The organism is Streptomyces sp. NPDC052496, from assembly GCF_040679095.1.
In the GTDB taxonomy this organism is placed as follows: Bacteria; Actinomycetota; Actinomycetes; order Streptomycetales; family Streptomycetaceae; genus Streptomyces.
In genome coordinates this window covers 478,642-491,052 of sequence record NZ_JBFAUH010000001.1, presented here as the reverse complement: position 1 = coordinate 491,052, position 12,411 = coordinate 478,642, and the positions used below count along the sequence as shown (strand labels likewise).

The following is a 12,411-nucleotide window of genomic DNA, read 5'->3' as shown; positions in this document are numbered from 1 at the left end:
GTGCCGGACGGCGCGTCGGTTTCACATGTGACGCGCCGGTTCTTACATCCCGGTTCTTGCGCCCCGGTTCTTACGTCCCGGTGTGCTGTCCGCCGGCGTTTCTCCGGGCGGCGATTTCCCGGTCCACCGCGCGCAGAAGGGTGAGCAGCATTCCGTTGAGGGGAGTGGGGATTCCGTGGCGCTCCCCGGCGCGCACCACCGCGCCTGTGATGTGCTCGTGCTCCATGGGGCGGCCGGCCAGGCGGTCGTAGAGCATCGACGAGCCACCGTCCGGCGGGACCATCGCGTACATCTCCAGTACGCGATCGATGTCCGCGTCGTGCACGTCCGCACCCTCGGCCCGCGCGACCGCGGCGGCTTCGCCCAGGATGTCCCGGGTGAGGGCGGCCATGCCGGGATCGTTGAAGATGCGCATGCGTTGCTGGAGAAGGGCGGTGAGGGGGTTGGCCGCGAGATTGGTGAGGAGCTTCTGCCAGGCGGTCGTCGTGAAGTCGGGAACCGGTACGACCGTGAGGCGGCCGCCCGTGAGGAGGCCGGCGAGGCGGGCGGCCAGGGCGCCGTCCGGTACGTGGATCACATTGCCGGCGTAGTGCCTGACCCGGCCGGGGGCGGTGCACTCGACCGACGCGTAGATGACCGCGGGCAGGATCTCCGTACCGTCAGGGGCGTACGGGGCCACGCGTTCGGTGTGGTCGATGCCGTTCTGGAGCACGACGACGACCGTGCCGGGGTGGCAGAGCCGGCGCAGCCAGGCACAGGCGCCGGCGGTGTCCTGGGCCTTGGTGGCCAGGAAGATCCAGTCGGCGGGCCCGGCCGTCTCCGGCGCGACGGCGATATGTACGGGGGCGTCGATGCTTTCGCCGTCCGTCTCCAGCACGAGCCGGTCCAGCGGTGTGCGTACGCACAAGGTGACGTGGTGTCCCGTCAGGTGCGCCAGTGCTGCCACGAATCCGCCGATCGCGCCACCGCCGATCACAGCGATGCGCAACGGCGTGGCCGGTGCGGGTAGGGGCGGCATGCGCCGAGCGTAACCCCCTCGTGGACGGGTTGCGGAGGCCCCGCGCGGCGGTGGCGCGGGGCCCGGGAGGCGGGGCGTCAGTCCTTGTCGCGGCGTCCGCCGTGGCCGGGGCGCTGGGCGACCCAGGTGCGGATGGTGTCGGCGAACCAGTACGGTCTGCCGCCCTCGACGAGATCCGGTGACGGCAGTAGCCCGTGTTTACGGTAGGAGCGCACGGTGTCGGGTTGGACGCGGATGTGTGCGGCGATCTCCTTGTACGACCAGAGTCTGCGGTCGGTCATATGTCTCGCACCTCCCTCAGCCGCGCGCAGTGACGGCCCGGGGGAGCCGGCGGAGAAACTGCGTGCGGCCTGGTGATCACTCAGCCTGTGCCCGGTGAACGACACCGAGTGAGCAAGGGCGAGGGCCTGTTGAGCGGCTGTGACGGAAGACGCGCGTAATGGTGACAGCTGTGACGAACGGGGCATTGATGTCGTGGGTTGAGGAGGGGCGGGGAGGGGAAAGGGGCGCACGCCTCGACGTCACCGCTGCCTAACTGGCCGCCCCGCCTCCGTCTCCGTGGCCGTCTTGCGCAGTTCGTGTTCCAGGTCCTCCAGGGCCATGCCCTTGGTTTCCGGGGCGTACCGCTTGCAGAAGAGCAGGGACAGTACGCACATCAGGCCGAAGAGCCAGAACGTGATGCTCGCGCCGGCCGCGTCGAGGAGCACCGGGAACACCAGCGCCACTGTGAAGTTGGCCAGCCACATGACGAAGACCGCCGCGCCCATCGCCAGGCCCCGCACCTTCAGCGGAAACATTTCTGCAAGCAGTAGCCAGACTCCGGTGTTCAGCGTGGCCTGCATGAAGCCCATGTAGAGGACCATCAGGCCGAGGACGAGACAGCTGACGCCGGTGGATTTCGGGAGGTGGAAGGAGGCGCCCAGGAGGGCCAGTGAGACGGTCATTCCGGAAAGGCCCGTGATCAGCATCGGTCGTCGTCCGACCTTGTCGATCAGTGACATGCCGATCGCGGTGGCGATGACGGAGATGGCGCCGATCGCGATGGTGGCGGTGATCGAGGCGTTGGTGCCCAGGCCCGTGGATTCAAGGATCTTGGGCGCGAAGTAGATGACCGCGTTGACGCCGGTGATCTGCTGGACGATCGCCAGTCCGACGCCGATGAGCAGCAGGCGCCGTACCCAGGGCGTACGCAGTTCCTGCCAGGCGCCGCGGCGCGCGTCGGCCTCCAGGGCGCGGGCCTGGTGGATGCGGCCCAGTTCCCCGTCGACCTCCTCGGCGGGCAGCGTGCGCCGCAGGACCCGCGCGGCTTGTTCCGTACGTCCCTTGCTGATGTACCAGCGCGACGTGTCCGGCAGGAAGAACAGCCCGACGAACAGGGCCACGGCCGGCAGCGCCGCCAGGCCCAGCATCCAGCGCCACGCCTCCCACCGGGCGAGCACCGCATTGATCAGATAGGCCAGCAACTGCCCACTGACGATCATGAGGGAGTTGAAGGAGACCAGCCGGCCGCGGATGTGCGGCGGTGCGATCTCCGAGAGGTACAGCGGTGTGATCACCGAGGCGCTGCCCACCGCGAGGCCGAGCGCGAAGCGCGCCAGGACCATGAAGGGGACGGTGGGGGCGAGCGCCACGGCGAGGGCGCCGCCGATGAACACCGCGCCCGCCCACAGCAGCGCGTTGCGCCGCCCCAGCCCGTCCGCCATCCGCCCGCCGGCCAGCGACCCGAACGCCGCGCCGATCAGCAGGGCACTGGTGATGACGCCCTCACCGAGTGACGTGAGGCCGAAGTGCGTCTCCATGAAGGGGAGCGCGCCGGAGACGACTCCGGTGTCGTAACCGAAGAGGGCACCACCGAGAGCGGCGATGGCGGCGATGGCGATGATGAAGCGCTTGGCGTTGCGGGTGGCGGCGGCAGGCGAGGGTGCGGGGGAGGCGGGAGCAGCAGGTGGGGCGGGGGTAGCGGGTGGGGCGGGGGTGGTGACGGGGGAGCCGGGGTGTCCGGGCGAGGGGGAGCCGGGGTGTCCGGGCGAGGGGGTGGCGGGATGTGTGGGCGAGGGAGTGGTGGAGTGTGCGGCGTCGGGGTCGCCCGTGGATGCCGTCGGCCCACTGGATGCGGCCATGATCATCGGCTCCAGTTCTTCTTGACGTACGTGTCCAGCTGCTCGCGCATGAAGCGTGCTGACTCCTTGGCGCGCTCCTCCCAGGCAAACACGGAAGAGACGAGCGTGCCGTCGAAGCCGTTGGCGGCCAGTTCCCGGAAAAGCTCGTCGAAGTCCACCTCGCCCTGTCCGATGTCCAGGTGCTGGTGGACGCGTACGGCCGATCCGGGCGGGTTGACGATGTAGCGCAGCCCGGAGGACGCGGTGTGGTCGAAGGTGTCGGCGAGGTGCACCGCGGTGGTCAGCGCGCCGGCGCGCTTGAGAATGCCGGGAGCGTCGTTTCCCTGGTGAAAGGTGTGCGGCGCGCAGTAGAGGAAGGACACCAGCGGGGAATTGATGCCGCGGATCATGTCGACGGCGGCGTGTCCGTCCTCGATGAAGTCGTCCGGGTGCGGTTCGAGCGCGAGCGAGATGCCCTCGCGCTCGAACAGGGGAAGCAGTTCCTCCAGGGACCGCCAGAACTGGCCTTCGCTGCGGTCCGCCCGTTCGGGGCGGCCGTTGAACTCCGAGTTCATGGCGTCGACACCGAGGTCGGCGGTGATCTGGATGGCGCGCTTCCAGTAGCGGACGGCGGCCTGGCGCTCGTCCTCGTCCGGGGAGGACCACTTGTACAGGGGCAGTACGGAGGAAATGCCGACGCCGGCGGCGGACAGTTCCCTGCGGAAAGCGCGGACGGTGGCATCGTCGATGCGCGGGTGCAGGAAAAATGGATTCACATCAGAACGCGGTGAAAGTTCGATCCACTCGTAACCCAGCTCGGCCACCAGGGCGGGCAGTTCGAGCAGGGGAACGTCGCGGAACATGTACGGGTCGAGAGCGATCTTCATGAGGGGGAGACCTTTCGGAAGTGACGCGGGCCGCGTCTCCGGCCGCTGAGCAGGCCGAAACCCGCCGCGCCGTGCCGCGGAACGACGCACCGGTCATGACGGGTGGCGGCACGCGGGTCGTGATGAAGAGCGACGGCACGCGGGTCGTGATGAAGGGCGACGGCACGCGGGCTGTGATGAAAGCGACGGCACGCGGGCTGTGATGAAGAGCGGCGGCACGTGGGCTGTGACGAGAGGCAGCGGGCGCGCCGGCCGCGACGACAGATCGACAGGCGGCAGCGCGCCGGCCATGAGCAAGAAGTAACGGCGCGCCGGCCGTACCGGAGCTGAGGTCGCGCGTCCGCCGCGGGGGAGCGATGCACCGTCCGCCGCAGGGGAGCAGCGCACCGTCCGCTGCGGGGAGCAACGCGCCGTCCGCCCCGGCAGGCAGAAAGCGGCAACCGGTCAGCAGTGGTGCGCCGACCGTGAGACGCCGGTGAAAGTAAGGCGAAAGGGAGACGGGAGGGAGAGGAAAGGGAGGCGGGAGGCGAAAGGGAGACGGGAGACGAAAGGCCGGCGACACCACCAAGCGCGAGCCGCTCCCGGCTCAGCGGTACAGCGCCGGCCGTTCTCCCAGTTCGACCTCGACGCGTTCGCCCGTGGTTTGGGCGCGTACGCCCGCTTCGCACACCACGGCCGCCGCGTACCCGTCCCAGCAGCTCGGGCCCTCGACCTCACCGCGCCGCGTGGCGTCCACCCAGCGCTGCACCTGCCGGTCGTACGCCTCCTCGAAGCGTTCCACGAAACCCGGCGTGATCGAGCCGCCCCACTTTCCGGCGGCGTTGACGAACACCCCGTGATCGTCGCCGATCCGCGCGGTGCCCCCTTCGCAGACCGCCTCACAGCTGACCTGGTAGCCGAAGCCGCAGTTGACGAACAGCTCGGTGTCGACGACCTGGCCGGCGGCGGTCTCGAAGAGGATGAGCTGCGGGTCGCTGAGGCCGTCGGGCGCGCTGCCGGTGGGGGCCGGGCGGAGGACGCGTACGGCGGTGATCTCCTCGTCCAGCAGCCAGCGCGTCACGTCGATCTCGTGCACGACCGAGTCGTGGATCATCATGGCGTTGGTGAAGCCGGGCGGTGTGCCGGCGTTGCGGTGCTTGTTGTGCAGCATCAGGGGCCGGCCGTACGCGCCCTGGTCGAGCAGCGACTTGAGTTTGAGGTAGTCGCTGTCGTACCGGCGCATGAAGCCGACCTGTACGCGCCGGTGGCCCAGCCGCTGTTCGGCCTCCAGGACGCGCAGCGCGGAAGCCGGGTCCGGGGTGAGCGGCTTCTCGCACAGCACCGGCAGGTCCCGCGCGAAGGCGGTGAGCAGCGCCCCCTCATGGGCCGCGCCCGGTGAGGCGATCAGTACGGCGTCGACGTCCGGGTCCGCCATCGCGGCCTCCGGGTCGGTGCAGGGCGTACAGCCCTCGATGGTGTCGGCGATGCGCTTGACCCGGTCCGCGTCGATGTCGACGACCGCCGCCACCCGCGCTCCGCTGATGACGTCGCTGATACGCCGTACGTGGTCGGCGCCCATGCGGCCGGTGCCGATGACGGCCACGCCGAGCGTTCCGTGCTGCTGGCTCATCTCGTAGAACTCCTCGCTCCGTACGGACGGGACTCAGGCGCCGCAGGAGCGCAGGAAGCGGCGGGTGCGCTGCGCGATGGGCAGGGGCTGGTCGGCGGGGCAGGGGTACATGTCCTGTTCGACGATGGCGAAGAGGTCGACGTCCAGGTCCTGGGCGGCCTCCAGGACGGGCGGCAGCGCGGGGACGCCCAGCGGCGGTTCGCACATCACGCCCTGGCGGACCGCGGGCCCGAAGGGCGTGCCCTTCGCGACGACGTCCGCGAGGATCTCCGGGTCGACCTGCTTGAGGTGGAGGTAGCCGATCCGCTCGCCGTAGGTCTTGATGAGTTTGACGTTGTCGCCGCCGCAGTACGCGTAGTGCCCGGTGTCCAGGCAGAGGTTGACCAGGGAGGAGTCGGTCCCGTCGAGGAAGCGCTCGACGTGTTCCTCGGTGTCGATGTGGGTGTCGGCGTGCGGGTGCACGACGATGTCGAGGCCGAACTCCTCCCGTACCTGCTTGCCCAGCCGTTCCATGCCGCTGTTCAGGTGGCGCCACTGTTCGGTGGTCAGTTCGCGCGGTTCCAGTTCCTCGGCGGTCTTGTCGTCGCGCCAGAAAGAGGGGATGACCACCAGGTGCTTGGCGTCCATCGCACGGGTGAGGGTGGCGACCTCGCTGACGTGCGCCCAGGTGGCGTCCCAGACGTCCGGGCCATGGTGGAGCGAGGTGAAGATCGTGCCGGCCGAGACCTTCAGCCGGCGCCGGTCGAGTTCCGCGTGCAGGACGGCGGGGTCGGTGGGGAGGTAGCCGTACGGGCCGAGTTCGATCCACTCGTACTGGGCCTCGGCGACCTCGTCCAGGAAGCGCTGCCACGGGACCTGCTGCTCGTCGTCGGGGAACCAGACCCCCCAGGAGTCGGGGGCTGATCCGATGCGCAGACGGTTCAGAACGCGCGGGACGGCAGGGGGAACGGACATGCTGCGGCTCTCCTCTCGCCGGTCGCCGGTGACCGGGAAGGCGGGGGGCTGGGTTGTGGGGCACAGCCTCCATCCCGGCCGGAAGAGTGTCAAGACTTCGTCATGACATAAGGACTTAAGGACTTTGTACTCGGGAGTACGCGGTGGGTGTGTCCGCAGGCCCACTTCCGGCCGACGTCAGAATGTAAGGACAAAGTATTGACAGCGTCTCGGGCGGCCGGTTAGACCTGTGGTCAGTGACGAACCGGAGGGGCGCACATGACCGAGCCGCGGCAGGCCGCAGAGAACGGCCCGTACGACCTGATCACCATGGGCCGCATCGGGGTGGACATCTACCCGTTGCAGACCGGCGTTCCGCTGTCCCGGGTCGAGACGTTCGGGAAGTTCCTCGGCGGCTCGGCCACCAATGTCGCGGTCGCCGCCGCCCGGCTGGGACGGCGTACGGCGGTCATCAGCCGCACCGGCCGCGATCCCTTCGGTGAGTACGTCCACCAGGCGCTGCGCGACTTCGGCGTGGACGACCGCTGGGTGACACCCGTCGCGGAGTACCCGACGCCCGTCACCTTCTGCGAGATCTTCCCGCCGGACGACTTCCCGCTCTACTTCTACCGCCGCCCCAAGGCGCCCGACCTGGTCATCCACCCCGAAGAGCTGGACCGTGACGCCGTACGGGACGCCCGGATCTTCTGGATGACCGGCACCGGCCTGTGCGAGGAGCCGAGCCGTACGGCCACCCTCACCGCGCTGCGGACGCGCGCCAAGGCGGGCATCACCGTCTTCGACCTGGACTGGCGGCCGATGTTCTGGGGCGGCGAGGGCGGCGCTTCCGGTGCCGGCGGCGTCACCGGCGCAGCGGCGAGAGCCGCGGCCCGCCCGTACTACGAGGCGGCGCTCGCCCATGCGACGGTCGCGGTCGGCAACGTCGACGAGGCCGAGGTCGCCACCGGCGCCCGCGAACCGAAGCAGTGCGCGCAGGCGTTGCTCGACATGGGCGTCGAACTGGCCGTCGTCAAACAGGGCCCCAAGGGCGTGCTGGCCGTGCACCGCGACGGCCGGAGCGTCGAGGTGCCGCCCACTCCCGTCGACGTCGTCAACGGGCTGGGCGCCGGTGACTCTTTCGGGGGTGCGCTGTGCCACGGGTTGCTGTCCGGGTGGGAGCTGGAACCGGTGATGCGGTACGCCAACGCGGCCGGCGCGATCGTCGCGTCCCGGCTGGCCTGTTCGTCCGCCATGCCGACGCGTGCCGAGGTCGAGGAATTCCTCGCCGATCGATGAGCGTTGCGGTCGGTGCTGTATGGCTGCGGTATGGCTGCGGTATGGCCGCTGTGTGGCCGCGGTACGGCTGGTCGGCCTTGTACCTGCCTCCAGAGTGGCCTGCTCCGTTCTGGCGGGCCCTTCTCGCCCCGCCGGCCCGAACCGACTGTCCCGCCCCCGCCGTCCCGAACCGGCTGCCTCGCTCCCTGCCGTCCCGAACCGACTGCCCCGCCTCTGCCGGTCCGAACCGACTGCCCCGCCTCTGCCGTCCCGTTCCGGCCGTGCCGCTCCAGCCGTACCGCTCCGGCCCTCCCGTCCCGGTGCCACCGGGTGCTCGCCCCGCCGCGTGTCCGACCGGGTGCCCCGCCCGGTGGTCACCCGTACCAACCGTCCCACCAGAAGGTGAGAACCGCCTTGACCACTCGGATCTCCGACATCGTGACGCTGCGGGCCCGGTACCCGAAAGCCGTCGCGGAGGCCGCGGCGCGCCGCACCCGCCGGCCCCTGATAGGCGACAGCGGCCGGCTGATGATCATTGCGGCCGACCACCCGGCGCGCGGCGCGCTCGCCGTCGGCGACCGCGAACTGGCCATGGCCAACCGCCTCGACCTCCTGGAGCGCCTGTGCCTCGCGCTGTCCCGTCCCGGTGTGGACGGCGTGCTGGCCACCGCCGACATCCTGGAGGACCTGTTGCTGCTCGGTGCCCTTGAGGGCAAGGTCGTCATGGGCTCCATGAACCGCGGTGGCATCGCCGGCGCCTCCTTCGAGATGGACGACCGGTTCACCGGCCACCGGCCGCAGGACATCGCCCGGCTGCGTTTCGACGCCGGCAAGCTGCTGCTGCGTATCGATTACGGCGACCCGGGATCGCTGGCCACTCTGGAGTCCACGGCCCGCGCGATAGATGCCATGGCCGCGCTGGAACTGCCCACCTTCGTCGAGCCGTTCCTCTCCCGCCGGGTGGACGGCAAGGTCCGCAACGATCTGAGCGCGGAGGCCGTGACGAAGTCCGTCGCCATCGCCTCGGGCCTGGGCGGCACCTCCGCGTACACCTGGCTGAAGCTGCCCGTCACCGACAACCCCGACGACATGGCGCAGGTCTGCGAGACCTCGACGCTGCCGACGGTGCTGCTCGGCGGGGACGTCAAGGGCACCGCCGAGGACCAGGAGGCGGCGTACGAGAAGTGGCGCAAGGCGCTGCGCCTGCCGAGCGTGCAGGGGATGGTGGTGGGCCGGTCGCTGCTCTATCCGGCCGACGGGGACGTGACGGCGGCCGTGGACACCGCTGTTTCCCTGCTCCAGCGGTGATTGCCCCGTTGGTGATCGGCCCCGTGGCGATCGCCCCCGTGGTGATTTCCCCAGTGGTGGTTGGCCCCGTGGTGATTTCCCCAGTGGTGGTTGGCCCCGTGGTGATTTCCCCAGTGGTGATTGCCCCCCGTGGCGATCGACCCAGCGATGTTTTCGGTGACTGTCAGTGGTCGGGAGGAGACTTGCAGGTATGACGAGCGAACGGCGTGACACCGAGTTCCACATCAGGGCCCAGGACGCGGCCGACGGGCCGTACGAACTGGACATCGACCCGGACCGGGCGGGCTGGGGCCACTCGTCCCTGCGCGTTCTGCGCCTGCCGCCCGGCGGCAGCCATACGTTCGCCACCGGCGACAGCGAGTGGATCGTGCTGCCCCTGAACGGCGGCTGTACGGTCACGGCCGACGGCGGCGCGCCCTTCGAACTGGCCGGGCGCAAGGACGTGTTCAGTGGGGTCACCGACTTCGCTTACGTACCGCGCGACGCGGAGGTGGTGATCAGCAGCGCCGCCGGCGGCCGGTTCGCGCTGACCGGGGCCCGCTGTACGCGCCGTCTTCCCGCGCGGTACGGGCCCGCGAGCGGCGTGCCTGTGGAGCTGCGCGGTACGGGCAACTGCTCACGCCAGGTCAACAACTTCGGCGCGGCCGGTGTCTTCGAGTGCGACAAGCTCATCGCCGTCGAGGTGCTCACCCCCGGCGGCAACTGGTCCTCGTACCCGCCGCACAAGCACGACGAGAGTCGGCCGGGCGAGGAGAGCGAGCTGGAGGAGATCTACTACTTCGAGATCGCCGCCGCCCACGGCTCCGCCGGACTCGGCTATCAGCGCGTCACCCCCTCCGGCAACGGGCGCGGTACGGACGTGCTCGCCGAGGTCCGCAGCGGCGACGCCGTGCTGATCCCCGACGGCTGGCACGGCCCGTCCATCGCCGCGCCAGGACATGACATGTACTACTTGAACGTCATGGCGGGCCCCGGCGCGGAGCGGGCCTGGCTGATCTGCGACCACCCCGACCACGGCTGGATCCGCGGCACCTGGCCCGACCGGCCCGTCGACCCCCGCCTGCCCCTGTACGACGCCCCGCAGGCCTCTGGAACCCGTGCCGCCCCTGAGGCCTCCGGAGCCCGTGCCGCCCCCGGGGGTTCCGGAACCCGTGCCGCCCCCGAGGTCTCCGGAAACCTTGCCACCCCGGAAGCCCCGGAAGCCCCCGAAGCCTCGGAAACCCCCGACACCCTCCCACCTGCCGACACCCTCCAAGCCGCCGACACCCCCCAAGCCCCTGACGCCCCCGCGGGAGACCCACGATGACCACTCGACGCCTCACGGTGGCGCAGGCCCTGGTCGAGTTCCTGTCCCACCAGTACACGGAGCGGGACGGCGCCGCGGTCCCCGCCGGCCAGGACGGCGCGCCCACCAGGCGCCGCCTGATCAATGCTTGCTGGGGCATCTTCGGGCACGGCAACGTGGCCGGCGTCGGCCAGGCCCTCCTGGAGACCGGCCCGGACACGATGCCCTACCTCCAGGGCCGCAACGAGCAGGCCATGGTGCACGCCGCGGTCGGTTACGCCCGCCAGTGCGACCGCCTGTCCGCGCACGCGGTCACGACCTCCATCGGCCCCGGCGCCACCAACCTCGTCACCGGTGCCGCCCTCGCCACGGTCAACCGCCTGCCGGTACTGCTGCTGCCCGGCGACACCTTCGCCACCCGCCCCGCCGACCCCGTGCTCCAGCAGCTCGAAGTCCCGTACGCGGGCGATGTGTCCGTCAACGACGCCCTGCGCCCCGTATCCCGCTACTTCGACCGGATCACCCGTCCCGAAGCGCTGATCCCGGCCGCGCTCCAAGCGATGCGGGTGCTCGCCGACCCCGTGGAGACCGGCGCCGTCACGCTCGCGCTGCCGCAGGACGTGCAGGCCGAGGCGTACGACTGGCCCGAGGCGTTCTTCGCCGACCGCGTGTGGCGGGTGCCGCGCCCCGCACCCGACGCCACCGCGCTGGCCGACGCCGTACGGGCGGTACGCGCCGCCGAGCGGCCGTTGATCATCGCGGGCGGCGGCGTCCATCACAGCGAGGCCGAGGACGCCCTGCGCGCCCTCGCCGACGCCACCGGCATCCCCGTCGCCTCCACCCAGGCCGGCAAGGGTTCCCTGCGCCATGACCACCCGGCCGACGTGGGCGGCATCGGCCACACCGGCACCGCCACGGCCGACGCGCTGGCCGCCCGCGCCGACCTCGTCATCGGTGTCGGCACCCGCTACACGGACTTCACCACCGCCTCCGCCACCCTCTTCGCCGACCCCGGCGTCCGCTTCGTCAATCTGAACGTCGCCTCCTTCGACGCCCACAAACTCGCCGCGCTCCCCCTGGTCGCCGACGCCCGCGCCGGCCTCGAAGCCCTCACTGGAGCCCTGTCCGGACACCGCGTCGCGCCCGCGTACGAGGCGGAGTACGGCGCGGCCAAAGCCCGCTGGGAAACCCTGGTCGACGCCGCCTACGCCGCGCCCGACGACTCCGTACGCCCCTCCCAGACCCAGGTCCTCGGCGCTCTGGACGCCACGGTCGGCGACCAGGACGTCGTCATCAACGCGGCCGGTTCGCTCCCCGGCGACCTGCACAAACTGTGGCGCGCCCGCTCCCGCCGCCAGTACCACCTGGAATACGGCTACTCCTGCATGGGCTACGAGATCCCTGCCGCCATCGGGGTCCGGCTGGCCGCGCCGGACCGGCCCGTATGGGCGCTGGTCGGCGACGGTACGTACCTGATGATGCCCACCGAGATCGTCACCGCGGTCCAGGAAGGCGTCAACATCAACGTCGTGCTCGTCCAGAACCACGGGTACGCCTCCATCGGCGGCCTGTCCGAGCAGACCGGCGCCGAACGTTTCGGCACGGCCTACCGCTACCGTGCCGCCGACGCCTCGTACACGGGCGCCCCCCTGCCCGTGGACCTCGCCGCCAACGCCGCCTCCCTGGGCATGCACGTCATCCGCGCCGCGACCGTCGCCGAACTGCGCGCCGCGCTCGCCGCGGCCCGCGCCGACGAGCGCCCCACATGTGTCTATGTCGAGACCGCAACGGCTGACACTGTGCCGGGCGCGCCCGCGGCCCAAGCCTGGTGGGATGTCCCTGTGGCCGAGACCGCGACGCGTCCGGCGGCGGTCGAGGCCCGCAAGGACTACGACCGGCACGCCGCCGCGCGCCGCCGCCACCTGTGAACCGCACACCCGCGCCCGTCCGCCCGAACCGCCCACCGACCCGCTGTTCCACCCACCGCCGTCACCGAG

Annotated in this window: 11 protein-coding genes; 5 read left to right on the top strand and 6 right to left on the bottom strand. The window is 70.8% G+C overall.

Going from position 1 to position 12,411, the window contains the following annotated elements:
* Positions 1 to 70 precede the first annotated feature (70 nt).
* From AB0L45_RS02220 to AB0L45_RS02205, 4 genes are all read right to left on the bottom strand, one after another.
* The gene (locus AB0L45_RS02220; RefSeq protein WP_365835154.1) at positions 71 to 1,018 is read right to left on the bottom strand and encodes a 2-dehydropantoate 2-reductase; all 948 of its coding nucleotides are present in this window, start codon (positions 1,016 to 1,018) and stop codon (positions 71 to 73) included.
* Between the two features lie 77 nt (positions 1,019 to 1,095).
* A complete protein-coding gene (locus tag AB0L45_RS02215; protein ID WP_365835152.1) occupies positions 1,096 to 1,299 on the bottom strand; it encodes a MerR family transcriptional regulator in 204 nt (67 codons plus the stop codon).
* Positions 1,300 to 1,539: 240 nt separating this feature from the next.
* Positions 1,540 to 3,138 (bottom strand): sugar porter family MFS transporter, encoded by a 1,599-nt coding sequence (locus AB0L45_RS02210; RefSeq protein WP_365835150.1) that lies wholly within the window; start codon positions 3,136 to 3,138, stop codon positions 1,540 to 1,542.
* 2 nt (positions 3,139 to 3,140) lie between these two features.
* Positions 3,141 to 4,004 (bottom strand): sugar phosphate isomerase/epimerase family protein, encoded by an 864-nt coding sequence (locus AB0L45_RS02205; RefSeq protein ID WP_365835148.1) that lies wholly within the window; start codon positions 4,002 to 4,004, stop codon positions 3,141 to 3,143.
* Positions 4,005 to 4,024: 20 nt separating this feature from the next.
* On the opposite strand from AB0L45_RS02205, the gene AB0L45_RS02200 reads away from it, so the two are divergent.
* Positions 4,025 to 4,207, top strand: a complete 183-nt coding sequence (locus AB0L45_RS02200) for a hypothetical protein (RefSeq protein ID WP_365835146.1) — start codon at positions 4,025 to 4,027, stop codon at positions 4,205 to 4,207.
* A gap of 383 nt (positions 4,208 to 4,590) precedes the next feature.
* Here AB0L45_RS02200 and AB0L45_RS02195 read toward each other — a convergent pair whose 3' ends face one another.
* Together AB0L45_RS02195 and AB0L45_RS02190 are read right to left on the bottom strand one after the other, a co-directional pair.
* Entirely contained in the window at positions 4,591 to 5,613 is a 1,023-nt protein-coding gene (locus AB0L45_RS02195) for a Gfo/Idh/MocA family oxidoreductase (RefSeq protein ID WP_365835144.1), read from the bottom strand.
* Positions 5,614 to 5,646: 33 nt separating this feature from the next.
* Entirely contained in the window at positions 5,647 to 6,567 is a 921-nt protein-coding gene (locus AB0L45_RS02190) for a sugar phosphate isomerase/epimerase (RefSeq protein WP_365835142.1), read from the bottom strand.
* Between the two features lie 258 nt (positions 6,568 to 6,825).
* On the opposite strand from AB0L45_RS02190, the gene iolC reads away from it, so the two are divergent.
* The 4 genes from iolC (at position 6,826) to iolD (ending at position 12,342) form a co-directional block, all read left to right on the top strand.
* Entirely contained in the window at positions 6,826 to 7,842 is a 1,017-nt protein-coding gene (gene iolC / locus AB0L45_RS02185) for a 5-dehydro-2-deoxygluconokinase (protein WP_365835140.1), read from the top strand.
* 393 nt (positions 7,843 to 8,235) lie between these two features.
* Positions 8,236 to 9,129 carry a deoxyribose-phosphate aldolase gene (locus AB0L45_RS02180; protein WP_365835138.1) on the top strand — a complete coding sequence of 298 codons (894 nt, stop codon included), beginning with the start codon at positions 8,236 to 8,238 and terminating at the stop codon, positions 9,127 to 9,129.
* Positions 9,130 to 9,319: 190 nt separating this feature from the next.
* Positions 9,320 to 10,435 (top strand): 5-deoxy-glucuronate isomerase, encoded by a 1,116-nt coding sequence (gene iolB, locus AB0L45_RS02175; RefSeq protein WP_365835137.1) that lies wholly within the window; start codon positions 9,320 to 9,322, stop codon positions 10,433 to 10,435.
* On the top strand, positions 10,432 to 12,342 hold the full coding sequence (gene iolD, locus AB0L45_RS02170) for a 3D-(3,5/4)-trihydroxycyclohexane-1,2-dione acylhydrolase (decyclizing) (RefSeq protein WP_365835135.1): 1,911 nt from the start codon (positions 10,432 to 10,434) through the stop codon (positions 12,340 to 12,342). Before iolB ends, iolD begins: the two co-directional genes overlap by 4 nt.
* The last annotated feature ends 69 nt before the right edge of the window (positions 12,343 to 12,411 follow it).

Coding starts and splice junctions, on each gene's coding strand:
- AB0L45_RS02220 (WP_365835154.1), bottom strand. CDS start 1,018: ATGCCGCCCCTACCCGCACCGGCCACGCCGTTGCGCATCGCTGTGATC.
- AB0L45_RS02215 (WP_365835152.1), bottom strand. CDS start 1,299: ATGACCGACCGCAGACTCTGGTCGTACAAGGAGATCGCCGCACACATC.
- AB0L45_RS02210 (WP_365835150.1), bottom strand. CDS start 3,138: ATGGCCGCATCCAGTGGGCCGACGGCATCCACGGGCGACCCCGACGCC.
- AB0L45_RS02205 (WP_365835148.1), bottom strand. CDS start 4,004: ATGAAGATCGCTCTCGACCCGTACATGTTCCGCGACGTTCCCCTGCTC.
- AB0L45_RS02195 (WP_365835144.1), bottom strand. CDS start 5,613: ATGAGCCAGCAGCACGGAACGCTCGGCGTGGCCGTCATCGGCACCGGC.
- AB0L45_RS02190 (WP_365835142.1), bottom strand. CDS start 6,567: ATGTCCGTTCCCCCTGCCGTCCCGCGCGTTCTGAACCGTCTGCGCATC.
- iolC (WP_365835140.1), top strand. CDS start 6,826: ATGACCGAGCCGCGGCAGGCCGCAGAGAACGGCCCGTACGACCTGATC.
- iolB (WP_365835137.1), top strand. CDS start 9,320: ATGACGAGCGAACGGCGTGACACCGAGTTCCACATCAGGGCCCAGGAC.
- iolD (WP_365835135.1), top strand. CDS start 10,432: ATGACCACTCGACGCCTCACGGTGGCGCAGGCCCTGGTCGAGTTCCTG.